This is a genomic window from Rhodococcus sp. p52 (assembly GCF_000763325.2).
Taxonomy (GTDB): Bacteria; Actinomycetota; Actinomycetes; order Mycobacteriales; family Mycobacteriaceae; genus Rhodococcus; species Rhodococcus pyridinivorans.
The window spans coordinates 717,240-742,842 of the sequence record NZ_CP016819.1 but is presented as its reverse complement, the minus strand read 5'-3'; the positions used below and the strand labels follow the sequence as shown (position 1 = coordinate 742,842).

Here is a 25,603-nt window from a genome sequence, read left to right as displayed (position 1 = left end):
GCTGGGATGGATCGGTAGTCGATCTTCGTCGCTGCCGGGATCGTCCCGTTCCGGGTGATCCTGCTCTGTCCACCGCTCCCGCGACACGGCACACTGGTGCCCGATGACCACTACCACCGACCGGAACCGCAGCATGAGCGGATTCCTTCCGGCACTCGAAGGAATGCGCGGTTTCGCCGCAGTGGGCGTGTTGATCACCCACGTCGCGTTCCAGACCGGCGCGGTGCACGACTCGGTGATCGGCCTGGTGTGGGCGCGGTTCGACCTCGCCGTCGCCCTGTTCTTCGCCCTGTCCGGTTTCCTGCTGTGGCGACCGCACGCCGCCGCGGCCCGCGCGCTCGGTCCGTCCCCCTCGACGACCCGCTACTTCCTCTCCCGCGCGACCCGCATCCTCCCCGCCTACTGGACCGTCGTGATCCTGGTGCTGTGGTTGCTGCCCGGCGCGGGCGGCGGCGCGACGGTGTGGTGGTCGAATCTCGCGCTCGTGCAAGTGTTCGTCCCACTGACCCTCACCGAGGGCCTCACCCAGATGTGGAGTCTGTCGGTGGAGGTGGCCTTCTATCTCGTGCTGCCGCTGCTGGCGCTGGCGGTGAGCGGGCTGCGCGGGGACGCCGCCCGCTACCGCGTCCCGCTGCTGCTCGCCGTGAGCGCACTGTCGCTGCTGTGGGCGTGGCTACCGGTCGGCACCCCCGACCACATCAACCACACCAACTGGCTGCCCGGCTACCTGCCCTGGTTCGCGGCGGGAATGATCCTCGCCGAACTCGTCACCGGCCCCGAGACATGGATGCACCGCTTCGCGGCGCGGCGCACGGTGATGGGAGCGATCGCCGTCGCCGCCTTCGCTGCCGCCACCACCCCGCTGGCCGGACCGGAGACGCTCACCGATCTCGCACCCACCGAATATCTCGCCAAGATCGCCCTGGGCGCGATCATGAGCTTCGCCCTGCTCGCCCCGCTGACCCTCGCACCGCGCAGGCAGCACCGCGTCCTGGCGAGCCCGGCCGCACTGGCCGTCGGACGCTGGTCGTACGGCGTGTTCATCTGGCATCTCGCGGTGCTGTCGATCGTCTTCCCCGTCTTCGGGATCCCGGCTTTTGCGGGGCACTTCTGGTTCGTCCTGACGGTGACGGTCGTGCTGAGTCTGGCCGTCGCGTCCGTCAGCTACGCCCTCGTCGAGGAGCCGGCGCGGGCCGCCTTCCACCGCTGGGACAAGGCCCGGCGCGGTACCGCCGCCAGGCCCACCGCGACCACGCCGACGAGCGCCGCGAACTGAATCAGGAACGAGTGCCCGACATATCCGTCGGGTGATCGCCACGGCCCGGTGGACAGCAGCGCCATCGCCAGCATCGTCGCGCCACCCGCGGTGCCTACGAGCACACGCGACGCCAGGACGGGGCCGTGGCGCACCGCGAGCGCACCGATCCCCACCGCGCCGGCGACCGCGACGGCGGCACCGGCCCATCCCGCGAGGAGCGTCGCGGCGACCAGCACACCGGTCAGCGCGAGAACCGACGAACCCCAGGTGCGCGGCATCGGACCCGGATCCTCGACCCGCCGCCGCGGCCACACGGCCGCCGCGAACAACGGGACGAGCAACAGCACCCCGCCGAAGACCCCGAGCCGGTACCAGCGGTCGGTCGCGAACTCGAGTGTCAGCGTCTGCTCCGGCCCGGCCGGCACGATCCAGCCCTGCTGCCAGCCGTCCACGACGACCGGCGTCGCCACGGCACCGTCCGGGGTGCGCGCCACCCAGCCGACGTTGGTGCTCTCGGGCCCCACCACGAGCCGGTCCTCGTCGCCCGCCGGAACCATCACTTCGCGCAGGTTCTCCGTCCAGCGGCCCTTGTCGAGTTCCGTCGGCTCCGCGACGGGCGCGTCGGGACCGGGGACGTCGAGCCGAAGGCCCGAGACGACGAAGGCCGCACCGGGATCGACGTCGATGTCGACCCGGCCCGGGTTCATGCCGACGACGTCGGTGCCGCACAGTGTCGCGGGGACCTCCACGCCCGCCGCGAGATCGGCGACCCGCGCGGTGAGCGACGTGCGGTAGCTGCGTCCGTCGATCTCCACGACGGGTCCGCGCTCGCAGTCGACGGTCACCGTCTCGTCGTAGACGGATCCCTGTGCCCCGATCGGCCCGTCGTCGCCGAGCACCGACACCTCGGCGAGCCCGGGCGGGGTGAGTTTCGAGAAACCCAGCACTGTGCGATCGAGGGTGTCGCGCCAGTGCACCACGGTGAGTTCGATCCGGTCCGTGACGTGCGGGGTCAGATCGACGATCGTGTCGTCACCGTCGAGTTCGCGCACCTGCGGTCCGTTGCCGAGATTCACCGCGACCCGCGACGGCGCGACCGGCAGCGCTCCCAGCGCCGTCCTGATCTCCAATCCCGTGACGCGTTGTTCCTCAGGAAGCTCCAGCGTGAGCGACGGCCGCGGCGCACCCGCTTCGAGCGAGCTCTCCTCCGCGGTCCACGACGTCCGCGGGTCGCCGTCGGTGAGGGCGAACGCGGAGCCATGCAGGTCGACGACGTCGGCGTCACCGCGCGCGACGACCCGATCCGAACGGTCCGCGAGGTCCTCGAGCGCCGGCCCGGGGCGCGCGCGCAGGAGCAGTTCCGGGCGGACCCAGGTCTCCTGCGGCACGTCCAGGGTGCGGGTGAACATGCCGGGTTCCTCGGCGGAGGTGGCGAGTCCCCGCGCGCAACGGACACGGTCGTCGGTGTCGACGCAGCTGCCGCGGCCGGGGAATTCCTGGCCGAGCTGCCATCCGCGTACCGCGGCGTCCTCGACCGGGCCCGGCACCACGATGCGGCGACGGATGTCGATCGGGCGTGGTTCGTTCCGGTCGGTGAAGTCCTCGACGACCACCTCGGTGAGACCGAACTGGTTGCCGACCGTGCCGCGTTCGGTGTGCACGGACGTGATGCGGATCCACGAGGTGGTGCCCAGCGGCAGCGCGACCGTCTGTTCGCGTCCCGGTTCGTCGACGCGCACCGCCGTGCTGCCCCGGTCGGTGGACCCCTCGAGCCACTTGACGGGATCGCCGAGAGCACCGGAGCTGGTCGTCAGGTGCAGCAGACCCGCTTCGATCGGCCGGTCGAGGTCGAGCTGCAGCCACTGGCCGATCGCCGATTCGAGTCCGTTGCTGTGCCAGCCGGTCGTCGGATCGCCGTCGACCACCGCGGCCGGGCTGCTTGCGACCGACGTGCCACCGAGCTGGGTGGCATCCGACGCCGCGCTGGACACGCTGATGCGGGCGCCTTCCCATTCGGCCCGGACGAGTTCGGTGTCGGGCACCGGATAGTCGGGGACGGCGTTGTGGGTGCGACGCGGGTCGTCGGCGGTCCGGATCGTCGACGAATGATGGTCGACCTGCCCGTAGTCCGTCTCGCGGTCCGTCGGGGTGTCGGTGACCGTCACCTCGTCGACGGGCAGACCCGCGCGGGCCGCGTCGGCGGCGAGGAGCGTGGGACCGACGAACTCGGGCTGCGCGGTGTTGCGGCGCAGCAGCGCTTCGGGGCCGCCCTGCACGACCGGCACGTCGGCGATGTCCACGACGTAGGGACCGACGGGTGCCGCGGCGGGTTCGGCGACGCGGTAGATCTCCACGGCCGGATAGGCAGGTCGCAGGTCGGCGTCGGTGACGAAGTCGTCGGGGTTGTCGAAGACGATGTCGTCACCGAACTCGGCGACCCGCTCGATGCCCGGCGAACCGTCGAGCGCGCGATGCACGAGTGCCGGTCGCGCGGCGGGAGAGGTGTCGGGATCGAGGTCGTTGCGCACCACCAGGAAGCCGATGCCCTGACCGCGCAGGGTCGCGGCGAGACCGTCGGACGGGCGGCCGTCGGCGATGTCGCGTTGCACGGCGTCGAGGGCACGGATGGCGCCGGGTGGCACGAGCGGGACGGCGTCGCGCACCGCCCACGGCGTCGATGCGAGTGCCTGCAGCGGTTCGTCGCGGGTGAGCCCCCACATCTGGCTGCCGAACGGCGCGCCGGGAACGATGAGGGCGCGTTCGCCGCGCTCGCTCGTGTTGTCCTCGAGCCAGGCCGCCGTGGCGTGCCAGTGCTCGGGGACCTCGTCGAAAGCGCCGCGCGGAGCGAGCCGCCCGGTCCACGCGAGTGAGGTCGCGAGCGTCATCGCGACGAGGATCAGCGTCGTCACCGCGACCATCGGATTGCGTTCGGGATGCGCGAAGGCGTTCCGGGCACGCGTCCACGGCACCGATCCGGGCAGAGGAACGGCGCGCAGTAGGTGCGCGATCCCGAGCACGATCGGCAGTCGCACGAGCGGCTCGAGCTTGTGGACGTTGCGCAGCGGCGCACCGGCGGTGTCGAGGAACAACCGGACCTGCTCGGCGAACGGCGAGTCGAGCTGGCCGACGTAACCGACGCCCATGCCGACGAGACCCACCACGAGGATCAGGGTGAAACGACCGCGCGCGGGCATCGACCGCATCGCGAGACCGGCGAGACCGGCCGCGGCCAGGGCGCCGGTGACGAGGACCGCGGCCGGTTGCGTGACGAGCACGGCGCCCGCGATGCGTTCGGGGGAGACGAAGGGCGTCCAGCTGCTGGTGCCGCGCAGCACCTCGGCGAGCGACGTCCATTCGGTGGTGACACCGGACGATTCGATGAAGTCGAGGAAGGGCGGACTGACGCGACCGAGCAGCAGCAGCGGCACCATCCACCAGGTCACCGCGACGACGCACAGCGGCAGCCACCACAGGGTGAAGCGCCACCAGCGCCGGTTCGGACGGTGCGCGGCCCACCACAGCGCCGCGACGAGACAGGCTGCGGCGGTCGCGACCGCGTTGATCGCGCCCATGAGCGCCACCGCCACGGCGGACTGCGCGGCGAGCCGGCGGGCCGAGCCCGGATTCTGCGTGTTCAGATACCGCACCAGCGGCAGCAGCACCCACGGCGCCAACATCATCGGATGTGCTTCCGACGAGATGGAACCGAGCGTCGTGAGGACGCGCGGGGACAGCACGAACACCGTCGCCGCGATCAGACGGGAGCTACGGCTCCCGATACCGAGGGCTTCGGCGAGGCGGACGAGACCCCAGAATCCGGCGACGAGCAGCAGCACCCACCACACCCGCTGGGTGATCCACGGGGGGATGTGCAGCAGTTGACCCGCGGCGAAGAACGAGCCGTGCGGGAAGAAGTAGCCGTACGCCTGGTTCTGCACCTGCCCGAGCGGCGCCACACTGCTCCACTGGTGAGCGGCGCGCGTGAGGAATCCGATCGGGTTCTGCGTCAGGTCGTACTTGGTGTCGGCGACGACCAGGCCCGGAACCTGGGCGAAGGACAGGACCACCGCCACCGCGGTGACTGCGTACAGCCACCGGCGGGACAGCGGTTCGGCGGACGGGAGCTCCGTCTCGCCTCGGTACGTGCGTGAACTCGAAGCGTTGCCGGCGCCGTCAGCGGCTGCCGTACTCAACCTGGTTCAGGAGGGACGAATCGGCGTTGCCACTGCGATCGATCTGAGGGCGCGAATTCTCCTGCACAGCGGCCGTTACGCCGAAGACCGCCACGGCGCCGAGTACGGCACCGACGACCACGCTACCCAGGCCCGGTCCCAGGAACTTCCCCATTCCGTCTCCCCATCTCCAGTGACGCAGGCAGTCATCGCCGGCCGCCACGCTGTCTATCGGTCCGCGCCAAACTATCACCCCGGAAGGCGGTGGTGGACGGTGCGAGCCTCCGAGTCGATCTTTACCGTCGCCGCGGTGCGCTAGACGCCCAGTGCGCCGAGCAGTGTGCGCAGTTTCGCGGTGGTCTCGTCGAGTTCGGCGAGGGGGTCGGAGTCGGCCACGATGCCGCCTCCTGCCCAGGCCACGGCGCGTCGGCCGTCGGAACTGAGCTCCGCGCACCGGATGGCGACGAACCAGTCGCCGTCGCCTTGTTCGTCGCACCAGCCCACCGCGCCGCCGTAGAAGCGCCGGTCGCCCTCGACCCGGGAGATGACGTCCAGCGCGGCCTCGGTGGGGGTGCCCGCCACGGCCGGGGTGGGGTGCAGAACGTGGGCGAGGGTGAGCGCGTCGGTGTCGGGGTCGCGGAGGGTGCCGGTGATCGGCGTGGCGAGATGCCAGACATCGGGTGTCGCGGTGAGCTCGGGCTTGTCGGGGATGTCGAGGTCGCTGCACAGCGGGGCCAGTCGCGTGCGGATCCAGTCGACGACGTAACCGTGCTCGGTGAGGTTCTTGTCCGAGGTCAGCAGATCCTCACCGGCGCGGCGGTCCTCGTCCGGATCGGCCCGGCGCGCGGCGGTCCCGGCGAGGGGACGGCACGTGACGGTCTCGCCACGGCGGCTCACGAGCAGTTCGGGCGTCGCCCCGACCAGCGTGTGACCCCAATAGCGTTCGCCCGCCGCGCTCAGATCCAGCGCGTACGTCGCCGCGTCGGGATGGCGTTCGATCATGCGGGCCGCGAGAGCGAGCGGGTCGAGCGGTGCGTCGGCCTCGAGGGCGACCCGCCGGGCGGCGACGACCTTCTCCATCTCCCCGAGGGACATCTGCTCCACGAGCCGGCGCACCCGCTCGACGTGCACGCGGGGCAGTGGCAGTTCGGCGGAGATCCGCACCGGCGGCAGGTCCGACAGGTCGGGCGGGGCCTGCCACGGGCCGTCGAGGATCTCGACGTCGTCGGGCTGCGCGAGGGCCACCGGACGGTGCCGCGAGAACGGCAGTGCACCGACGACGATCGTCGCCTTACCGCTGCGGAGTGCCTGCGTGGCGGAGTGGACGTCGTCGAAGAACCGGCGGGGGCCGGGGGCGTGCACCGAGCGTTCGGTGCGCGAGAGCAGGAATCCGTCCATGGTGGATCGACAATATCCCTGCCCGCACCCGGCGCCGGTGACCCGGTGCGGGCGTCAGCGACCCGGCGGCACGATCAGGACCGGCCGGTGACTGTGCCGGAGCACGTGATCGGCCACCGACGACTGCAACAGGGACCGCAGACCGGTGGTGCCGCGGGTGCCGGTGACGATGATGTCGACGTCCAGCTCGTCGGCGGCCTCGATGATCGCCGACCACACCGCGTTGACGACCTCGACGGTGCGGCCCTCGGCGTGCAGACCCACCGAGCGGGCCATCTCGAGCCCCTCGTCGTTGGTGATGCGCGCGTCGGACAGGGCGACGTCCTCGCTGTCCTCGTCGGGCACCCAGTCGGGTTGCATGACACCGGACAGGCCGGACATGCGGGCGGCCTGCCGGACCATCGGCTCCCAGGCGGTGACGACGACGGCACGGCACGACTCGAGGAAACGACCCGCATACTGCACGGCACGCTTCGAGTTCTCGGAACCGTCGTAGGCGATGAGGATCAGATCTGCGCCCACCGCGTACCCCCTGGGTCGGATTCGGATGCTCGGGTGCACCTTAACCCGCCGGAGCGTCCCCGGGGGAGGTTCGAGCTGTGGATCCGCGAGGTTCGTCCGCTACCGTCGGCACCATGCGGATCCGTCACACTGTCGCCGCCGTGCTCGCGGTCGCCCTCACCACCGCGGGATGCGGTTCGTCCGATTCGGGCGGCGACGACCCGGTCGAGACGACGTCCGACACCGCGCCCGCCTCGTCCACCACAGCGACCGCCACGACCACCGAGGCGACCGCGGCCGCGACGTCGGCGACCTGCGGCGACGATCTGCTCGCCCGGTTGACGCTGCGGCAGAAGCTCGCCCAGTTGCTCAACGTCGGGGTCACCGGAGCCGCCGACGCGCAGGCCGTCGTCGAATCCGAGCAGATCGGTGGCATCTTCATCGGCAGCTGGACCGACGCGTCGATGCTCACCGACCGTCTCGTGCCGCAGGTGGCCGCGCGGAGCGCATTGCCGCTCATGGTCACGATCGACGAGGAGGGCGGCCGCGTGTCGCGCGTGGGCGACCTGTTCGGGCCCGATCCGTCCGCGCGGGTGACGGCGCAGACGATGACGGTCGACGAGACCTACCGAATGGCGTTCGAACGTGGACAGGAACTGAAGTCGCTGGGCATCACGGTCGACTTCGCGCCGGACGTCGACGTGAGCAGCCAGCCCGACGACTCCGTCATCGGCGACCGCTCGTTCTCCGACGATCCCGAGGTCGTCACGCAGTACGCCGGCGCCTATGCGCGGGGACTGATCGACGCGGGCATCATGCCGGTGCTCAAGCACTTCCCGGGACACGGCTCGGCCTCCGGTGATTCGCACACCGGTGCCGTGACCACCCCACCGATCGAGCAACTGCAGCAGAGCGATCTCGTGCCGTACCGCAGCCTGGTCTCGCCCGAGGTGGGCGTCATGCTCGGCCACCTCGACGTGCCGGGTCTGACCGGCGGGCTGCCCGCGAGCATCAGCCCGGCAGCGGTGGACCTGCTCCGCTCGGGTGCCTACGGCGGCCCCGCCTTCGGTGGCGTGATCTTCACCGACGATCTGTCGGGGATGCGCGCGATCACCGACACCTACGGCATCACCGAGGCCGTCGAGGCCGCGATGGTGGCGGGCGTGAACCAGGCACTGTGGCTGACCACCGACGAGGTGCCCGCCGTGCTCGACCATCTCGAGCAGGTCGTCGCGGAGGGCACGCTCTCACCGGAATGGGTCGACGAGTCGGTACGGACCGTGACACGCGCGAAGGGCGTTCTGGACTGCTGAAATGTCGCAGGTTGCTTCGACCACAGGCTTCCTACCGTAGAGTAAGAACTTCATTCGAGGAGTCCGGGAGGAGTCATGGCGGGCGGGACCAAGCGACTGCCGCGTGCGGTCCGCGAGCAACAGATGCTGGACGCCGCCGTCGAAGTGTTCTCCGAGCACGGTTTCCACAACACGTCCATGGACGCCATCGCGGCGCGGGCGTCGATCTCCAAGCCGATGCTCTACCTGTACTACGGGTCGAAGGACGAGTTGTTCGCGGCGTGCATCGCCCGCGAAGGGCAGCGGTTCGTCGAGGCACTCACACCGGCGGGCGACCCCACCCTCGCCCCGCGTGAACAACTGCGGGTCGCGCTCGAGTCGTTCCTCGGCTTCGTCGACGAGCACCGGCCGTCGTGGATGGTCCTCTATCGTCAGGCGCTGTCGCAGCAGGCCTTCGCGCCCCAGGTGCAGGGCAGCCGCGACCGGCTGATCGAACTCACCGCGCACCTGCTCGAATCGAGCACGCGCGATCCGGAACCCGACACGAACTTCACGATCATGGCCGTCGCGCTCGTCGGTGCCGGTGAGGCCGTCGCCGACCGCATCGCCGGCGGTGAGATCGATGTGCAGCAGGCAGCGGATCTGCTCGAGAACCTCGCGTGGCGCGGTCTCGCGGGACGCAAGCGTTCCGACCAGGTGCACTGATCCGTCCCGCCGGGAACACCTCGGCCACAAGGATATTCACCGCACGGGGGTTCGGGCGGGGCGGGACGCCCCCATCGCGTCCCGCCCCGCCCGAAATCTCGGTGATTCCCCGCCCTACCGCAGGGTGGCGGTCAGGTGCGGGTACTGCTTCTTCGGATGCCGCAGTGCCAGATCCCATCCGTCGGCGACGTGCTGCGCGTACAGGCTCAGCGACGACGGCAGCAGGACCGGCTTCCCGAATCGCACCGCGTAGGTCACCTTGCCGGGGATCCGTCCCTCGACGGCCGAGAGGGTGGCCGCCGCGCTCCACATGCCGTGGGCGATGGTCTTCGGGAATCCGAAGGCCTTGGCGCCCAGGGTCGACACGTGGATCGGGTTGCGGTCACCGGAGACCGCCGCATAGCGGTCGATGACCTTCTGGTCGACCCGCAGTGTGGAGGTGGGGACCGGGGGGATCTCCTCCTCCTTCGGCTCCGGCTTGGGCTGACCCGACAGCGACGTGCGCTGCTGGTGCAGGAAGGTCGACGTCTGCCGCCACACCAACTCGCGTCCGACGTTGACCTCGCTGACGAGATCGACGAGCAGGCCCTTACGGTGTTCGCGCATGTTCTCCGCGTGCACCGCGATGTCGAGCGGCTCGGTGACCGAGATCGGCCGGAACTGCTCGATCACGTTCTCGGCGTGCACCGAACCGACGGCGGCGAACGGAAAGCCCTTCGACACCATCAGTTTCATCACGAGCGGGAACGTGAGGATGAACGGATAGGTCAGTGGCAGGCTGTCGCCGAACCGCAACCCGCACACCTTGGTGTACTCGGCGAGATCGTCGGGATCGACCTTCAGCGACCGCAGGACCAGGACGTCGTCGGGCAGGCTGTCGCCCGACGCGCCCACCACGGGCAGCGCCCCGAGTACGGCCCGGCTGTAGATGTCGAAGGTCGACGGCAGCGAGGGCAGTTCGATCCGTGCCATCTAGGCCCCCAGCATGGACTGGCCGCACACGCGCACGACCTGCCCGGTCACGGCGCTCGACGCGGGGTTCGCGAACCACGCGACGGTCTCGGCGACGTCGACGGTCTCACCGCCCTGCTGCAGCGAGCTCATCAGACGACCGGCCTCGCGGGTGGCAACCGGGATCGCGGCCGTCATGGCGGTCTCGATGAAGCCCGGAGCGACGGCGTTGACGGTGATCTTCTTGTCGGCGAGCGCCTCGCTGGTCGCCTGGACGAGGCCGATGACACCGGCCTTCGAGGCGCCGTAGTTGGTCTGGCCGCGGTTACCGGCGATACCGGCGATCGACGACACGTCGATGACCCGGCCACCCTCCTTCAGCGCGCCCTTCTCGACGAGCACGTCGGTGATCTTCCGCGGGGCGATCAGATTCACGCCCATCACGGAATTCCAGCGAGCGGCGTCCATGTTGACGAGCAGCTTGTCGCGGGTGATGCCGGCGTTGTGGACGATGATGTCGGCGCCGCCGTGACGCTCGAGCAGGTGAGCGGCGAGCTTCTCGCCGGCGTCGGGGGCGGTGACGTCGAGCGCGAAGGCGGTGCCGCCGATCTTGTTGGCGGTCTGGGTCAGCGCGTCGCCTGCAGCGGGGACGTCGGCGGCGACGACGGTCGCGCCGTCGCGGGCGAGGACCTCGGCGATCGTCGCGCCGATGCCGCGGGCCGCGCCGGTGACGACCGCGACCTTGCCGGCAAGCGGGCGCTCCCAGGACTCGGGGGCGGTGGCGTCGCCCTCACCGATACGGATCACCTGGGCGTCGACGAAGGCCGACTTCGCCGAGAGCAGGAAGCGCAGCGTCGACTCCACGCCGGACAGGCCGGTCGCGGCCTTCGGGGAGACGTAGACGAGTTGCACGGTGGCACCGCGACGCAGTTCCTTGCCGACGCTGCGCGTGAAGCCCTCGAGGGCGCGCTGGGCGATGCGCTCGTCGACCGACCCGGCCTCCTCGGGCGTGGTGCCGAGGACGACGACGCGGCCGCTCGGGGCGAGATTGCGCAAGGTGGGCTGGAAGAACGTGAAGAGCTGTTCGAGCCCCGCGGGGTCGGTGATGCCGGTAGCGTCGAAGACGAGTGCGCCGAACTTCGTGTCGGACGGCTCGGCGAACGTGTAGTCGCTCAGGAGGTTGCGGATCGGTTCGACCAGGCGGCCGTTGCCGCCGAGCAGGACGGGGCCGGGGAGCGGGGGCTCGCCGGGCTGGTAGCGCCGGAGCTTCTCGGGCTGTGGCAGACCGAACTGCTTGGCGAGGAACGCTCCGGGTGCGGACGAGATGAGCTGGGCGTAGAGCTTGGGTGCGCCCTTGGCTTCGGCCACGATTCCACCTTCTTCGATTCGGTCGTCGTTGCAGTGTTCGACAGCAAGCGTGTTCGACAACAAACTTACCCGTGAGTAAGAATAGTAGCCAGAATTCGAATCCGTCCGAAACCGGGAGACACCAGTGACCACCAAAGCCCGTTCCACGCAGCAGCGCCGTGTCGCCGTTCTCGGAGGCAACCGGATCCCGTTCGCCCGGTCCGACCGCAAGTACGCCCGCGCGTCCAACCAGGACATGTTCACGGCCACCCTCGACGGTCTCGTCGGCCGCTTCAACCTGCAGGGTGAGCGCCTCGGTGCCGTCGTCGGCGGTGCGGTCCTCAAGCACGCCCGCGACTTCAACCTCGTCCGCGAGAGCGTGCTCGGCAGCGCGCTGAGCCCCTACACCCCGGCCTGGGATCTGCAGCAGGCCTGCGGCACCGGCCTGCAGTCGATCATCGCGGTCGGCGACGCCATCGCCGCCGGACGGATCGAGGCGGGGATCGGCGGCGGCGTCGACACCACCTCCGACGCCCCGATCGCCGTGAACAACCAGCTCCGCGAGTTCCTGCTCTCCCTGAACCGGGCCCGCACCACGGCCGACCGGGTCAAGCTGCTCGGCAACGTCCGCCCGTCGATGCTCGGCATCGAGATCCCGCGCAACGGCGAGCCGCGTACCGGCCTGTCGATGGGTGAGCACGCCGCGATCACCGCCAAGGAATTCGGTGTCTCCCGCGAGGCGCAGGACGAACTGGCCGTGGCGAGCCACCGCAACATGGCCGCCGCCTACGACCGGGGCTTCTTCGACGACCTCGTCACCCCGTTCCTCGGGCTGACCCGCGACGACAACCTGCGTCCCGACTCGTCGGTCGAGAAGCTGTCGACGCTGAAGCCGGTCTTCGGCACCAAGCTGGGCGACGCCACCATGACCGCCGGTAACTCGACGCCGCTCACCGACGGCGCGTCGGCCGCGTTGCTGGCGAGCGAGGAGTGGGCCGCCGAGCGCAAGCTCCCCGTGCTTGCCTACCTCGTCGACTCCGAGACCGCCGCGGTCGACTACATCCACGGTGGCGACGGGCTGCTCATGGCACCCACCTACGCCATCCCGCGCCTGCTGCAGCGCAACGGCCTGACCCTGCAGGATTTCGACTTCTACGAGATCCACGAGGCGTTCGCTTCCGTGGTGCTCGCCACCCTCCAGGCGTTCGAATCGGAGGAGTACTGCAAGGGCAAGCTGGGCCTCGACGCCCCGCTCGGCTCGATCGACCGCAGCAAGCTCAACGTCAACGGCTCGTCGCTCGCGGCCGGCCACCCGTTCGCCGCGACCGGCGGCCGGATCGTGGCCTCGCTGGCCAAGATGCTGCACGAGAAGAAGCAGGAGACCGGCAAGCCCGTCCGCGGCCTGATCTCCATCTGCGCCGCAGGTGGACAGGGTGTGACGGCGATTCTCGAGGCCTGATCGATACCCCTCGGAAGTCGTTGAGAGAGGAAAGTTCCGTTCGGTGTGTAACGCTCCGCGACGGACAGCGATAGACCCATCGACCCCGCGCTGCTGCCTGACCCCCGACCTGGTAGCAACGCGGGGTCTTCGCATTCCGGGCGCAGCCGCTCTGAACCGGGGCACTACCCTTGAAAGCAGGTAGTCGGCGCGCGAATTCGAAGGCGTGCCCAGCTTTGCGAAGGGATCTGGGTGAGCGGCAGCAACGGGACCGACGAGTCCCCTCACGAGCACGACGACGCACGGACCGAGAACATCGGTTCGTCGCCGGAATCCGCTCGTGAGGGTGAAGGCGCGTCGGCTCCTACCGAGCGGTTCGAAGCGGTCGATCCTCACCGGGAGGTGGCCGAGTCGCAGGCGAGCAGTGTCACCGAGTCGCAGGCGAGTGATGTGACCGAGTCGCAGGCGAGCAGTGTCACCGAGTCGCAGGCGAGCAGTGTCACCGAGTCGCAGGCGAGTGATGTGACCGAGTCGCAGGCGAGTGATGTGACCGAGCCGCAAACCGAGGCCCCGGCTGCCTCGCAGGCTCCCACAGAGGTCCGAGCCGATGGCACGAACCAGGCGGCTCCCACCGGTGCTGACGAACCCCCGACCCAGAAGGTCCATCCCTCGGAGGAGCCCACCGCGGTCATCCCGGTCGTCGCGCCGGGAAACCGGGCACCGGGTGACGGATCGTCCGCCGCCACCGATCGGCTCCTCCGTTTGCAGGGGGAACAGAACCCGGCACAGCCCGGTCCCGAACAGGCGGAGGCTCCCGTCCCACCCACGTCGACGGCAATGCCCTCGGCCGCCCACCCACCGCAGGGCGACCAGCCGACCCAGCAGATGCAGGCGGGTCCGCCGCCGCAGGGACCGCCTCCTGTCACTCCTCCGCCCACCGGCGGACCGCGAGGTTCCGGCGGAGACGGCGACGAACCGGGCAAGCCTGGATCGAATCTGCCCCGGCGCACGATCGCGCTCGTCGTCGGTGGCGTCGTCGCACTGTTCGCCGTGTTCTACGTGGCCGATCTGGCGTTGTCGTCGGGCAAGGTGCCGCGCGGTGTCACCGTCGCAGGTGTCGAGATCGGCGGCATGTCGCTCGACGCGGCGGAGGCAGAGCTCACCGAACAACTGACGCCGCGGCTCGACATGCCCGTCGACGTCACCGCCGGCGACACTCAGGGGCAGATCGTGCCCTCGGAGGCCGGGATCGGGATCGACTGGCCCGCGACCCTCGACCAGGTGGGTTCGCAGCCGCTCAATCCGTTCACGCGACTCGCGTCGTTCTTCGGGAACGACGAAGTCGGCGTGGTCTCCACACGCGACGAGGTCGCCCTGTCCGCAGCCATCGAAAAGGCCGCCGCTGCCGCCGCGCACGAACCGCGCGAGGGCAACATCGTCTTCGAGGACGGCACACCCGTTCCGGTGACGCCGCAGCCCGGCCAGCAGCTCGACGTCGCAGTCGCGGGCGACGTCTTCGCCGAGCGCTGGCCGTACGGTGATGTCTCGCTGCCCGTCGAGAGCGTCGACGTCACCGTCACCCGCGAGGGCCTCGACCGGGCGCTGGCGGAGGTCGCCGTTCCGGCCGTGGCACAGGATCTGGTCGTCCGGGGACTCGACGGGGCCGTCGGTGTGCTGCCGCGCGATGCGGTGGGCGCTGTCCTGTCGTTCGTGCCGGACGGTTCGGGCGGACTCGAACCGCAGTACGACACCGAGGCCGCGATCGGCATCCTGGCGCCGCAGCTCGCCCCGTCGGAGACCGAACCGAAGGATGCGCGGATCGTCCTCGACGGTGGTCGCCCGACGATCGTGCCCAGCGAGACCGGCGAGATGGTCGACTGGCCCGTCACCCTCGAGAGGTTGCCCGACCTGCTGAAGGAAGCGGGCGACCGCAGCACCGACGCGGTGTACAGGAAGGCCGAACCCGAACTCACCACCGAAGGCGCCGAGAAGCTCGGCATCAGGGAGGTGGTCTCGGAGTTCACCACCAGCGGCTTCGAATACGCTTCCGGCGTCAACATCCGGCTGGCCGCGCAGGAGATCAACGGCGCCATCGTGAAGCCGGGGGAGACCTTCTCCTTCAACGACTACACCGGTCCGCGCGGTGCGGCGCAGGGGTACATCGAGTCGGGCATCATCGAGGCCGGACGTCCCGGTAAGGCCGTGGGCGGTGGCATCAGCCAGCTCGCGACCACCCTCTACAACGCGACCTACTTCGCCGGGATGGAAGACGTCGAGCACACCGAGCACAGTTACTACATCTCCCGGTACCCGGCGGCCCGCGAGGCCACGATCTACGACGGCGCCATCGACCTGAAGTTCCGCAACCCGTTCGACACGGGCGTCCTGATCCAGACGATCGGCACGAGCTCGGACATCACGGTGCGCATCTGGGGCACCAAGACCGTCGACGTCCAGTCGGTCACCGGCAACCGCACGAACTTCACCTCGCCCAACACGATCACGTTGCCCGCCGGTTCGGCCTGCATTCCGTCGAGCGGCGCGCAGGGCTTCACCGTCACCGACACCCGGATCGTCACCGACGCACGGACGGGCGCGCAGATCTCGAGCGCGACCCGCACGGTCCGGTACGACCCGGTCCCGATCGTGAAGTGCATCAGCCCCGAACCGGAACCGAGCGACGAGCCCTCGGGCGGCGGCGACGCGACCTCCGGCGACACCGGATCGGAGGACGCCGAGGCCGAGGACGCACCGGCGCCCGCACCCGAATCGCCTGCGGCCGAAGCGCCGGCAGTCGAGGCACCTGCAGCGGGTGGAACCGAAGAGGAGTAGCGGACGTCCTCGAAACTTCGGGGAGGTTGTGTGCGGTTCCGGTGAAGGAACACGCACACAACCTCCCCTTACTTCGTCACTCCGGAAGCGGCACCACGTCGGGGATCTGGCCGTCGAGGAGGCGGAGCTGCTCCCGAGAAACGACGAGACCGACGTCGTGTGCGAAACCCGTGGGGGAAATCGCGCACAACGTCGGTCTCGTCTATCGCGCTACCGCCGTGAGCGGTTCGATCAGAACGCTGCTTCGTCGAGCTCCATGATGTCGAGGTCGACGTCGGTGATGATCTGACGCGCGACGCTCAGCTCCGGCAGGACGTTCTTGGCGAAGAAGGACGCGGCCGCGACCTTGCCCTCGTAGAACGCCTTGTCCGAGGCATCGACGCCGGCGTCGAGCGCGGAGAGAGCGATCTCGGCGTGCTCGAGCAGCAGCCAGCCGATCATCAGGTCGCCGAACGCCTCGAGGAAACGGACCGAACCGAGGCCGACCTTGTACAGCTCGGTGGGCTGTTCCTGCGCACCCATGAGGTACTGGGTGAGCGTCGCGACCATCGTCTGGGTCTCGCCGAGCGCGGTGGCCAGGAGCGTGCGCTCCTTCTTCAGACGCTGGTCGGCGTCGTCGCGCTCGACGAACTTCTTGATCTCACCGGCGATGTGGGCGAGCGCCACGCCACGGTCGCGGGCGATCTTGCGGAAGAAGAAGTCCTGCGCCTGGATGGCCGTGGTGCCCTCGTACAGCGAGTCGATCTTCGAGTCGCGGATGTACTGCTCGATCGGGTAGTCCTGCAGGAAGCCCGAACCGCCGAGGGTCTGGAGCGAATCCTTCAGGTACTGGTAGGCCCGCTCGGAGCCGCAGCCCTTGACGACCGGCAGCAGCAGGTCGTTGATGCGGTGCGCGAGAGCGGCGTCGGCACCCGAGACCTGCTCGGCGACGACGTCGTCCTGGTGCGCCGCGGTGTACAGGTACACGGCGCGCAGGCCCTCGGAGTAGGCCTTCTGCATCGCCAGCGAACGCCGCACGTCCGGGTGGTGCATGATCGACACGCGCGGGGCGGTCTTGTCGGACATCTGGGTCAGGTCGGCGCCCTGGATGCGCTCCTTGGCGTAGTCGAGGGCATTGAGGTAGCCGGTCGACAGGGTCGCGATGGCCTTCGTGCCGACCATCATGCGGGCGTGCTCGATGACGTCGAACATCTGTGCGATGCCGTTGTGGACCTCGCCGACGAGCCAGCCCTTGGCCGGAACGCCGTGGCCACCGAAGGTGACCTCGCAGGTCGCGGAGGCATTGAGGCCCATCTTGTGTTCGACGTTGGTGACGAACACGCCGTTGCGCTCGCCCAACTCGTCCTTCTCGAAGTCGAAGTGGAACTTCGGGACGAAGAACAGCGACAGGCCCTTGGTGCCGGGGCCGGCACCCTCGGGGCGGGCGAGGACGAGGTGGAAGATGTTCTCGAACAGGTCGTCGGAGTCGGCCGAGGTGATGAACCGCTTGACACCTTCGATGTGCCAGGAGCCGTCGTCCTGCTTGATCGCCTTGGTGCGACCGGCGCCGACGTCGGAACCGGCGTCGGGCTCGGTGAGGACCATGGTGGCGCCCCAGCCGCGCTCGACGCAGGTGGCGGCCCACTTCTTCTGCTCATCGGTGCCGTTGTCGTAGAGCACGCCTGCGAAGGCGGGGCCGGCCGCGTACATGAAGGCCGCGGGCTGGGCGCCGAGCATCATCTCGTTGACGGCCCACAGGAGGCTGCGCGGTGAGTCGGTGCCGCCGAGCTCCTCGGGGATGCCCATGGACCAGTAACCGGCGTCCCACCAGGCGCGGAACGACTTCTTGAACGGCTCGGGAAGCGACACCGAATGGGTCTCGGGGTCGAAGACCGGCGGGGTGCGGTCGGCGTCGGCGAAGCCTTCGGCTGCCGGCCCCTCGGTCAGTGTCTTGACCTCGGCGAGGATGCCGCGCGCGGTGTCCTCGTCCAGGTCGCCGAACTTGCCTGCTTCGAGGACCTTCTGAATCTTCAGGAACTCGAAGAGGTTGAACTCGAGGTCGCGGAGGTTGCTCTTGTAATGGCCCATGTCGTCGGTGTCTCCCAGTGTGGTGCGGTCCAGCTGGCTTCAAGTACCGCCCAAGTTATTACTCGTCGGTAACATCTCCATGTTACTCGTCGGGCAACTAACTGCCAAGAGGTGGTTTGCTCGCCACGACGAGCGCGTCGATCGCGGTTCCCGCATCGGTTTCCCGATATCGCCGTTCGGCAATCCTGATGTCCAATCTGCCGTCGATTTCCTCGACGAGATCGGTTGGTGTGTAGAGGATTTCCTTGTCCTGGGGTCCGCCCACTCCTTCGTCGGGATTTATTGCGTCGTGCCCCAGGAATATGAGGATTCCTTCAGGTTTCAGTGAATTGATCGCGTGGTCGAGAAGCGCCTTCCGCTGTGGCGGAGGAAAATGCAGGAAGACCGAGAGGATCAGGTCATACTCTCCGTCGAACGAGTCGGTCGTCACATCCGCGCGGACGTAGCGGAGCCGGTCTCGTGAGCGGGACGGCGCCTGCGCAGCGACCTGCCGGGCCTTGTCGAGGGCGACCTCGGAGAAGTCGACGCCCACGACTTCCCATCCGCGCGTCGCCAACCACAGGGAGTGACGACCTTCACCGCAGCCGAGATCGAGGGCGCGACCGTGCGGTAGCGACGTCACGTGTTCGACGATCACCGGATTGGGCGGCGCGCCCCAGATCAGTTCCGACGCCGCGTACTTCTCGTTCCAGGCCTGTGCATCCATGACCGCGACGCTAGCCTCGCGTGGCGATTGGGACCCCCGCTTGCGGTGAGGGTTACGGAAGCGCATCGTCGGGGTAGCGCTGTGACGAAATCGTGACCTGCGATATCGTTGACCGGATGCGATGTGCCGACACGCGGTACGTCGAGGAGGAGGAGTTCGTCTGATGGGTGCACAGATCGCTGTCCCTGCCCCGCTGAGGAACAGCGCGCTGCTCGGTCTGGGTGTGCACCGCCCCGAGCGCATCGTCACCAACGACGAGATCTGCCAGCAGATCGACTCGAGCGACGAATGGATCCAGTCGCGCTCCGGCATCAAGGAGCGCCGCTTCGCGAAGCAGCATCCGGAGGAGTCGGTCGTCGACATGGCGACGAGCTCCGCCGAGCAGGCCCTCGTGGCCGCCGGCCTCACGGGTGCGCAGATCGACACCGTGATCGTCGCGACCTCCACCTACCCCTTCCAGACCCCGCAGGCCGCGGCTCTCGTCGCCGACCGCATCGGCACCGGCGGCGCCGCGGCGCTCGACATCCAGGCCGGCTGCGCGGGCTTCTGCTACGCCCTCGGTGTCGCCTCCGATCTCGTGCGCGCCGGAACGGCCGAGCACGTGCTCGTCGTCGGTGTCGAGCGCATGAGCGACACCACCGAGCCCACCGATCGCTCGGTGCGCTTCATCTTCGGCGACGGTGCCGGTGCCGTGGTCGTCGGCCCGTCCGACGAGGTCGGCGTCGGTCCCACCGTCTGGGGCTCCGACGGTTCGCAGGCCAACGCGATCCGTCAGGAACCCGACTGGGTCGATTTCGCCACCAACCCGGACCAGAATCGTCCCTGGATCATCATGGAGGGCACCGCGGTCTTCCGCTGGGCCGCCTTCGAGATGAGCAAGTTCGCCCGGCAGATCGCCGACAAGGCCGGCGTGGCCCTCGCGGACCTCGACGCCTTCGTCCCGCACCAGGCCAACCTGCGCATCAACGACGTCATCGTCAAGCAGCTCGAACTGCCCGAGACCGTCGCGGTCGCCGACGACATCATCGAGACCGGCAACACCTCCGCCGCGTCCATCCCGCTGGCGATGGAGAAGATGCTGCGCACCGGCCAGGTCGGGGTCGGATCCACCGCGCTGCTCCTCGCGTTCGGTGCCGGCCTGTCCTATGCGGGCCAGGTCGTGAAGATGCCCCCGCTCGCGAAGTAGGAAGCAGCGGTAGCAATACGACTTCGTAGCAGTATCGACATATGGCGAGTATTCGCACGTCGTCCGTTCCCCGTTGGGTCTGGGTCCTGTGCTTCGTCGTGGTCTCCGTGGCCGTCGTCCTCCTCGAACCGATGGGGGACGACGAGCCGGGCGGTACCGGCGGGGGCACGGTCGAGAACCCCTCCGAAGCCCTCGAGGCGCTGGAGGCACTGCCCGTCCGGCCCGCCGAATCGCAGAGCGGCTACGACCGCTCACTGTTCGGCTCGGCGTGGACCGACGAAGTGACCGTCGACCTGGGGCGCAACGGCTGCGATACTCGTAACGACATCCTGCAGCGCGATCTCGTCGACGTCTCCTTCGAGCCCGGGAAGAAGCAGTGCACGGTCACTGCCGGCACGCTCGAGGACCCGTACACGGGGAAGACGATTTCCTTCCGTCGCGGGGTCGAGACCTCGTCCGCCGTGCAGATCGACCACGTCGTCGCCCTGTCGGATGCGTGGAAGAAGGGCGCCCGCCATCTCGACGACCAGCAGAAGCGGAATCTTGCGAACGATCCGCGCAACCTGATCGCAGTCGACGGCCCCACCAACCAGGGCAAGGGCGACTCCGACGCGTCGGAGTGGCTGCCGCCGAATACCGCCTTCCATTGCGAGTACGTCGTGCGGCAGATCGAGGTGAAGACGACCTACGAACTGTGGGTCACCCAGGCTGAACACGACGCGATGTCGCGGATCCTCTCCTCCTGCTGATACCGCTTCCTGCTGATCACGCCTCCAGCAGGGCCCGCGCGATGTCGTCCTCCGACAGCAGTACGTGCGCCGCGGCCGGCCCGAGGGGCACGTAGCTGTCGTGGGAGGTGACCCGCGTGATCCGGCCCTGCCACGCATCGTCGACGAGCGTCGCGACGACCGATTCCGCGACACCTCCGCTGCGGCGCGTCTCGTCGACCACCACCACGCGCTCGAAGCGGCGGACGTGTTCGAGCAGCGCGGTCGTCGGCAGCGGCGACAACCACTGCAGGTCGAGGACGGTCGCCGCGACTCCCGCGCGACGGACGGCACGCAGACTCATCGGCACCCCGTTCCCGAAAGTCACCACCAGCACGTCGCGCCCGTCGCCGTAGACGCACACCGATCCCGGTGGAAGCCCGGCGGTGTCGGGGATCTGCTGCCACAGTCCGTCGCCCTCGTCGTAGAGGTCGCGCCGGTGGTACAGCGCGATCGGTTCCAGGTAGACGCACACCCGGCCCTCCTGACGAGCCAGCTCGACGCACGTGCGCAGCAGGGCGCCGGCCGTGGCGGGTGAACTCGGCACGGCCAGCACGAGACCGGGGATGTCGCGCAGCACGGCGACGGAATCGTCGTTGTGGAAGTGCCCGCCGAAGCCGCGCTGGTAGGGCAGGCCAGCGATGCGCACGACCATCGGATTGCGGTACCGCCCGTCGGAGAAGAACGCCAGACTCGCCGCCTCCCCGCGCAACTGGTCCTCGGCGTTGTGCAGGTAAGCCAGGTACTGGATCTCCGGGATCGGCAGCATGCCCGCGACGGCGAAGCCCAGCGCGGTGCCGAGGATCGTCTGCTCGTCGAGCAGGGTGTCGAACACGCGCAGGCGCCCGAAGCGCTCCTGCAGCCCTCGGGTGACGCCGTAGACCCCGCCTTTGAGGCCGACGTCCTCGCCGAACACGCAGGCGTGGGGATCCTCCTCGAGGAGCTGTCCGAGCGTGCGGGTGACGGCCCGGGCGAGCGTGAGCGGTTCACCGGCAGGATGCGGATCGTCGTCGACGAGCACGAGCCCGGATTCGAGCGGGCGCATCACGTCGGCGGCGGTCGCCAGTCGCGGCGGCCGGGTCAGTGAGTCCGCGACGGAGCCGACCTCGACCCGTATCCGCTCGTACCGGTCGAGAACCCCTGCCGCATCGAGCATTCCGCGTGCGACGAGTTCACGGGCCGTCCCCGCCAGTGGGTCCCGCTCGTGGTCCGCGGCAAGATCCGACGGACTGCGGTAGGCCGACTCGACGTCGGAACCGGCATGGCCGAGGAAACGCACTGCCCGCACGTGCAACAGGGCCGGAGCCCGGGTCGTGCGCACCGTCTCCACGGCATCGGTTGCGGCAGCGAGCATCTCCACCGCATCGGCGCCGTCCACCGACCGGTACTCGATCCCCGGATACGACGACAGCGACCGCTCGAGCCAGCCGGGCGGGGTGGGCACACTGATGCCGAGTCCGTTGTCCTCACACACCAGCAGCAACGGCAACGGCAACCCGCGGTGCCGGCAGTAGGCGGCCGCGTTCAGGGCGCCGACGGCCGTCGAATGGTTCGCCGAGGCATCACCGAAACTGCACACCACCACCGAATCCCACGGCCACGCCGCGTCGAGCCCGAGTCGCTGCATCCGCGGTAGCGCGAGGGCGAGACCGACGGCCCGCGGCATGTGCGAGGCGATGGTCGACGTCTGCGGCAGGATGTTCAGGCCGGCGTTGCCGAACCCCTTGTGCCGGCCCGCCGAGATCGGATCGAGCGTGGACGCCGCACATCCGGCGAGCACGTCGCGGATCGGGGTGCTGTCCTCGACGAGCGACGCGCGAGCCGCGTAGAAACCGCCCGAACGGTAGTGCAGCAGAGCGGGATCCGTCACCCGCGTGCACAGGCCCAGCGCGGCGTTCGATTCGTGCCCCGCCGATGCGATGGTGTAGAAGCCTTCGCCGCGTCCCTGCAGGGTGCGGGCCGCGACATCGAGGTGCCGCGACTGCACCTGGGCGTCGAAGTACCGCACCAACCGGTCGTCGTCGACCTGCCGGTCGACCGGACGCGTCGGCGGTGCGTGCCCGGGCAGAGCGCGCACCGCGGTGACGAAACGTTCGTCGAGTTCGTCGGCGGCGGTCACTCCTTCTTTCTACGCCCGATCACCTCGGAAGGAGGTGGATCGGCCCCCCGTCGTTCGGGAACGGCAACGACGTGAAGTTCATCGGCGCGACGTAGTCGGCCGGCACGTGCCAGCGGAAACGCAACAGCAGATGGTGCAGCACCGTCTTGATCTCCGCTCCCGAGAAATGCATGCCCAGGCACCGATGCGCGCCACCGCCGAAGGGCGCCCACGCGTACTTGTGCACCTTGTCCTCGCGGCGCTCCGGCGAGAACCGCTCGGGAAGCGTGCATCACATCTCGGTTGCGTCGATTCGTCCCACGGGACGGTCGCTGGTCGGGCGTGCGGGTGCGTGCCATGCTGGCGCCATGGACGTCGAACGCCCCAAGCTCGAAGGCACCGTCGCGGTCGGGGAGGGCCGCCGGCTCGGGTTCGCCGAGTTCGGGTCGGCCCACGGCCGCACGGTGTTCTGGCTGCACGGCACGCCGGGTGCGCGCCGCCAGGTTCCCATCGAGGCCCGCGCCTTCGCCGAACGGAACCACATCCGCCTCATCGGGATCGACCGCCCGGGGATCGGCTCCTCGACACCGCACATCTACGAGAACGTCCTCGCGTTCAGCGACGACCTGCGCATCGTCGCCGACACCCTCGGGGTCGACCGCATGGCCCTCGTCGGACTGTCCGGCGGCGGCCCCTACACCCTCGCCGCGGCCTATGCACTGCGCGAACGGGTCGTCGCGGCTGCGGTCCTCGGCGGTGTGGCACCGGTCGTCGGTCCCGAGTCGATCGACAGCAACCTGATGAAGCTGGGCGCCTTCGTCGCGCCGGCACTGCAGACCGCGGGCGTCCCCATCGGCGTGGCGATGAGCGCGGCGATCCGCGTGGTGCGCCCGTTCGCGTCGCCGATCATCGACCTGTACGGACGGTTCTCACCCGAGGCCGACCGCCGCCTGCTCGCCCGTCCCGAGTTCAAGACGATGTTCCTCGACGACCTGCTCAACGGCAGCCGACGTCAGATCTCCGCGCCGTTCGCCGACATCGTCGTATTCACCCGCGACTGGGGTTTCCGCGTCTCCGACGTGAAGGTGCCCGTGCGGTGGTGGCACGGCGACACCGACCACATCATCCCGATCGAGCACGGCCTGCACATGGTGGACCTGCTGCCCGACGCCCAGTTCCACCACCTGCCCGGCGAGAGTCATCTCGGGGGTCTCGGTGCGTCGGAGGAGATCCTCACTACGGTTCTGAAGTTGTGGGACCAGGACTGACCGAGGGCGAACGCCAGCTGCCGAGAGCGTTGCACCTGCGACCGTCGGCGCTGGCGGCGGTCGCCGTGGGCGGTCTGCTCGGGACGAGTGCCCGCTACGGCCTCGGCCGGTGGTTCCCCGTCGAGTCCGGGAGCTGGCCGGTCACGACCTTCGCGATCAACGTCCTCGGTGCGCTGCTGCTCGGATTCCTGCTCGAGGCACTGATCCGCATCGGTCCCGACACCTCCTGGCGTCAGGTGGTCCGGCTCGGGGTGGGCACCGGTGCGCTGGGCTCGTTCACCACCTACAGCGCGCTCGCGGTCGACACCGACCTGCTGCTGCGCGACGGTGAACTCGTCGCCGCGGCAACCTATGCGCTCGGCACGGTGCTCGTCGGCCTTCTCGCGACCGGCATCGGTGTCGCGCTGGGCGCGTGGTTCGGCAGTCGCCGAGCGGCACGGCGATGATCGCGGTGTGGGTGGCGTTGGCAGGCAGCGCCGGTGCGGTGACGCGGTTCGTCGTCGACAGTGCTCTGCGTGCCCGCTCCGGATCGTCCCTGCCGTGGCCGACCGTGCTGATCAACGTCATCGGTTCGTTGCTGCTGGGGCTGCTCACCGGTGCGGTGCTGTTCCACGACGCCGCCGCGGAGTTGCTCGCCGTCGTCGGGGTGGGGTTCTGCGGCGGGGTCACCACCTTCAGCACGACCAGCGTCGACTCCGTCCGCCTGATCGTGGCGCGCCGCTACGGTGCCGCCTGCGCGATCGCGCTGGGCACCCTGGCGACCACGCTCATCGCGGCGGCCGCCGGGCTCGCTCTCACCGCCGTGTGGTGATCAGCGAGCGCGGTCGATGAGGCCGAGCACCGAGCGCAGTTCGTCGGCGTCGACCTGCCCGGGTGCCGAGGCGGTGCCGACCATCCCGAACGTCGCCGCCGATCCGAAGACCTGCCCGGCGATCCGCGACACCACGCCGAGGCCGCCCATCGACATGGTGATCAACGGGCGGTCGGCGTGGTCCTCGTGCATGGTGCGGGTCGCGTCGAGCAGGGTGAGCACGTCGGCCGTCGACTGCGGCATGACGGCGATCTTGCAGATGTCGGCGCCGAGTTCCTGCATCTCGCGTAGCCGCGCGACGATCTCGTCCTTCGGCGGAGTGGCGTCGAAGTCGTGGTTCGACGCCACCACCGCAACACCGCAGGCGTGGGCCGCCGCGACGATCCGCTCGACGGCGGCACGGCCGCGGCGGTACTCGACATCCACCAGATCCACCGCGCCGCTCTCGGCGAGCGCGACCGTCAGATCGGCGTACGCCTCGTCGTCGATCGCGATCTCGCCGCCCTCGTCGGCGGTGCGGCAGGGCGCGAGCAGGGGAGGGCCCTGCAACTGCTCGGACAACGAGCCGGCCTGCGCGACCACCGAGGCGACGTCGTCGACTGTGTGGAAGAAGTCCACGCGCCATTCGACGACGTCGGCCCGCTCGGCGACGGCCGCGATCTGTTCGCGCAGCGCCTCGGGGGTGCGGCCGGTGACGGGGACGAGGATGGTGGGTGCGCCTTCACCGATCACCACGTCCTTGACGCGAACCGGTGTGATCGTTCGTCCCACGTGCCGTCTCCGTTCCCTCGTCCGATGATCGGCCC

At 69.4% G+C, this 25,603-nt stretch carries 20 protein-coding genes and 1 pseudogene; 10 read left to right on the top strand and 11 right to left on the bottom strand.

Annotated elements, in window-relative coordinates:
* Window positions 1-103: 103 nt before the first annotated feature.
* Window positions 104-1,276 (top strand): acyltransferase family protein, encoded by a 1,173-nt coding sequence (locus IM25_RS03225; protein ID WP_033096313.1) that lies wholly within the window; start codon window positions 104-106, stop codon window positions 1,274-1,276.
* Here IM25_RS03225 and IM25_RS03220 read toward each other — a convergent pair.
* The 4 genes from IM25_RS03220 to IM25_RS03210 all read right to left on the bottom strand — a co-directional run bounded on the left by IM25_RS03220 (window position 1,165) and on the right by IM25_RS03210 (window position 7,350).
* Window positions 1,165-5,451 carry an alpha-(1->3)-arabinofuranosyltransferase gene (locus IM25_RS03220; RefSeq protein ID WP_065995741.1) on the bottom strand — a complete coding sequence of 1,429 codons (4,287 nt, stop codon included), beginning with the start codon at window positions 5,449-5,451 and terminating at the stop codon, window positions 1,165-1,167. The two genes, IM25_RS03225 and IM25_RS03220, sit on opposite strands and share 112 nt — an antisense overlap.
* Complete coding sequence (locus IM25_RS25245; protein WP_006552672.1) at window positions 5,432-5,605, bottom strand: DUF2613 domain-containing protein; 174 nt, start codon at window positions 5,603-5,605, stop codon at window positions 5,432-5,434. The genes IM25_RS03220 and IM25_RS25245 overlap by 20 nt, the downstream gene beginning before the upstream one ends.
* A gap of 140 nt (window positions 5,606-5,745) precedes the next feature.
* A complete protein-coding gene (locus IM25_RS03215; protein ID WP_065995740.1) occupies window positions 5,746-6,828 on the bottom strand; it encodes an isochorismate synthase in 1,083 nt (360 codons plus the stop codon).
* Between the two features lie 54 nt (window positions 6,829-6,882).
* Window positions 6,883-7,350, bottom strand: coding sequence for a universal stress protein (locus tag IM25_RS03210; protein ID WP_019290888.1), 468 nt, complete (start codon window positions 7,348-7,350; stop codon window positions 6,883-6,885).
* A gap of 113 nt (window positions 7,351-7,463) precedes the next feature.
* Here IM25_RS03210 and IM25_RS03205 point away from each other — a divergent pair, with 113 nt between their 5' ends.
* Window positions 7,464-8,642: a glycoside hydrolase family 3 N-terminal domain-containing protein gene (locus IM25_RS03205; RefSeq protein ID WP_033096402.1), complete on the top strand. Its 1,179-nt coding sequence runs from the start codon at window positions 7,464-7,466 to the stop codon at window positions 8,640-8,642.
* A 75-nt stretch (window positions 8,643-8,717) separates the two neighbouring features.
* On the top strand, window positions 8,718-9,326 hold the full coding sequence (locus IM25_RS03200) for a TetR/AcrR family transcriptional regulator (protein ID WP_033096311.1): 609 nt from the start codon (window positions 8,718-8,720) through the stop codon (window positions 9,324-9,326).
* 114 nt (window positions 9,327-9,440) lie between these two features.
* On the opposite strand, the gene IM25_RS03195 is transcribed toward IM25_RS03200, so the two are convergent.
* Both IM25_RS03195 and IM25_RS03190 read right to left on the bottom strand, forming a co-directional pair.
* Window positions 9,441-10,298, bottom strand: coding sequence for a MaoC/PaaZ C-terminal domain-containing protein (locus tag IM25_RS03195; RefSeq protein WP_033096310.1), 858 nt, complete (start codon window positions 10,296-10,298; stop codon window positions 9,441-9,443).
* Window positions 10,299-11,645 carry a 3-oxoacyl-ACP reductase gene (locus IM25_RS03190; RefSeq protein ID WP_033096401.1) on the bottom strand — a complete coding sequence of 449 codons (1,347 nt, stop codon included), beginning with the start codon at window positions 11,643-11,645 and terminating at the stop codon, window positions 10,299-10,301. It lies immediately after the preceding gene.
* A 124-nt stretch (window positions 11,646-11,769) separates the two neighbouring features.
* Between IM25_RS03190 and IM25_RS03185 the strand changes: the two genes are divergently transcribed.
* Window positions 11,770-13,083, top strand: coding sequence for an acetyl-CoA C-acetyltransferase (locus IM25_RS03185; protein WP_006552665.1), 1,314 nt, complete (start codon window positions 11,770-11,772; stop codon window positions 13,081-13,083).
* A 231-nt stretch (window positions 13,084-13,314) separates the two neighbouring features.
* Window positions 13,315-15,894, top strand: a complete 2,580-nt coding sequence (locus IM25_RS03180) for a VanW family protein (protein WP_065995739.1) — start codon at window positions 13,315-13,317, stop codon at window positions 15,892-15,894.
* Window positions 15,895-16,125: 231 nt separating this feature from the next.
* Here the strand turns inward: IM25_RS03180 and IM25_RS03175 are convergent, their stop codons facing one another.
* Window positions 16,126-17,961 carry an acyl-CoA dehydrogenase gene (locus IM25_RS03175; RefSeq protein ID WP_065995738.1) on the bottom strand — a complete coding sequence of 612 codons (1,836 nt, stop codon included), beginning with the start codon at window positions 17,959-17,961 and terminating at the stop codon, window positions 16,126-16,128.
* A 97-nt stretch (window positions 17,962-18,058) separates the two neighbouring features.
* Window positions 18,059-18,667, bottom strand: a complete 609-nt coding sequence (locus IM25_RS03170) for a class I SAM-dependent methyltransferase (RefSeq protein ID WP_006552662.1) — start codon at window positions 18,665-18,667, stop codon at window positions 18,059-18,061.
* Window positions 18,668-18,830: 163 nt separating this feature from the next.
* On the opposite strand from IM25_RS03170, the gene IM25_RS03165 reads away from it, so the two are divergent.
* Window positions 18,831-19,853, top strand: a complete 1,023-nt coding sequence (locus IM25_RS03165) for a beta-ketoacyl-ACP synthase III (RefSeq protein WP_033096309.1) — start codon at window positions 18,831-18,833, stop codon at window positions 19,851-19,853.
* A 41-nt stretch (window positions 19,854-19,894) separates the two neighbouring features.
* Window positions 19,895-20,602 (top strand): HNH endonuclease family protein, encoded by a 708-nt coding sequence (locus tag IM25_RS03160; protein ID WP_033096308.1) that lies wholly within the window; start codon window positions 19,895-19,897, stop codon window positions 20,600-20,602.
* A gap of 16 nt (window positions 20,603-20,618) precedes the next feature.
* Here the strand turns inward: IM25_RS03160 and IM25_RS03155 are convergent, their stop codons facing one another.
* Together IM25_RS03155 and IM25_RS03150 are read right to left on the bottom strand one after the other, a co-directional pair.
* Complete coding sequence (locus IM25_RS03155; protein ID WP_157126918.1) at window positions 20,619-22,739, bottom strand: thiamine pyrophosphate-dependent enzyme; 2,121 nt, start codon at window positions 22,737-22,739, stop codon at window positions 20,619-20,621.
* Between the two features lie 19 nt (window positions 22,740-22,758).
* Window positions 22,759-23,001 (bottom strand): annotated as a pseudogene (locus tag IM25_RS03150) (cytochrome P450); the annotation flags it as partial.
* An 85-nt stretch (window positions 23,002-23,086) separates the two neighbouring features.
* Between IM25_RS03150 and IM25_RS03145 the strand changes: the two are divergent.
* The 3 genes from IM25_RS03145 to IM25_RS03135 are packed head-to-tail and all read left to right on the top strand — an operon-like array spanning window position 23,087 to window position 24,797.
* Window positions 23,087-23,986 carry an alpha/beta fold hydrolase gene (locus tag IM25_RS03145; protein ID WP_033096305.1) on the top strand — a complete coding sequence of 300 codons (900 nt, stop codon included), beginning with the start codon at window positions 23,087-23,089 and terminating at the stop codon, window positions 23,984-23,986.
* The gene (locus tag IM25_RS03140; RefSeq protein ID WP_033096304.1) at window positions 23,971-24,432 is read left to right on the top strand and encodes a fluoride efflux transporter FluC; all 462 of its coding nucleotides are present in this window, start codon (window positions 23,971-23,973) and stop codon (window positions 24,430-24,432) included. Before IM25_RS03145 ends, IM25_RS03140 begins: the two co-directional genes overlap by 16 nt.
* Window positions 24,429-24,797: a CrcB family protein gene (locus IM25_RS03135; RefSeq protein WP_065996458.1), complete on the top strand. Its 369-nt coding sequence runs from the start codon at window positions 24,429-24,431 to the stop codon at window positions 24,795-24,797. The genes IM25_RS03140 and IM25_RS03135 overlap by 4 nt, the downstream gene beginning before the upstream one ends.
* On the opposite strand, the gene aroD is transcribed toward IM25_RS03135, so the two are convergent.
* On the bottom strand, window positions 24,798-25,568 hold the full coding sequence (gene aroD, locus IM25_RS03130) for a type I 3-dehydroquinate dehydratase (protein WP_065995737.1): 771 nt from the start codon (window positions 25,566-25,568) through the stop codon (window positions 24,798-24,800).
* Window positions 25,569-25,603 lie beyond the last annotated feature (35 nt).

What these genes read in the sequence shown, in the direction of transcription:
- IM25_RS03225 (WP_033096313.1), top strand. Translation starts at nt 104, where the DNA reads ATGACCACTACCACCGACCGGAACCGCAGCATGAGCGGATTCCTTCCG.
- IM25_RS25245 (WP_006552672.1), bottom strand. Translation starts at nt 5,605, where the DNA reads ATGGGGAAGTTCCTGGGACCGGGCCTGGGTAGCGTGGTCGTCGGTGCC.
- IM25_RS03215 (WP_065995740.1), bottom strand. Translation starts at nt 6,828, where the DNA reads ATGGACGGATTCCTGCTCTCGCGCACCGAACGCTCGGTGCACGCCCCC.
- IM25_RS03205 (WP_033096402.1), top strand. Translation starts at nt 7,464, where the DNA reads ATGCGGATCCGTCACACTGTCGCCGCCGTGCTCGCGGTCGCCCTCACC.
- IM25_RS03200 (WP_033096311.1), top strand. Translation starts at nt 8,718, where the DNA reads ATGGCGGGCGGGACCAAGCGACTGCCGCGTGCGGTCCGCGAGCAACAG.
- IM25_RS03195 (WP_033096310.1), bottom strand. Translation starts at nt 10,298, where the DNA reads ATGGCACGGATCGAACTGCCCTCGCTGCCGTCGACCTTCGACATCTAC.
- IM25_RS03175 (WP_065995738.1), bottom strand. Translation starts at nt 17,961, where the DNA reads ATGGGCCATTACAAGAGCAACCTCCGCGACCTCGAGTTCAACCTCTTC.
- IM25_RS03170 (WP_006552662.1), bottom strand. Translation starts at nt 18,667, where the DNA reads ATGGATGCACAGGCCTGGAACGAGAAGTACGCGGCGTCGGAACTGATC.
- IM25_RS03165 (WP_033096309.1), top strand. Translation starts at nt 18,831, where the DNA reads ATGGGTGCACAGATCGCTGTCCCTGCCCCGCTGAGGAACAGCGCGCTG.
- IM25_RS03160 (WP_033096308.1), top strand. Translation starts at nt 19,895, where the DNA reads ATGGCGAGTATTCGCACGTCGTCCGTTCCCCGTTGGGTCTGGGTCCTG.
- IM25_RS03145 (WP_033096305.1), top strand. Translation starts at nt 23,087, where the DNA reads ATGGACGTCGAACGCCCCAAGCTCGAAGGCACCGTCGCGGTCGGGGAG.
- IM25_RS03135 (WP_065996458.1), top strand. Translation starts at nt 24,429, where the DNA reads ATGATCGCGGTGTGGGTGGCGTTGGCAGGCAGCGCCGGTGCGGTGACG.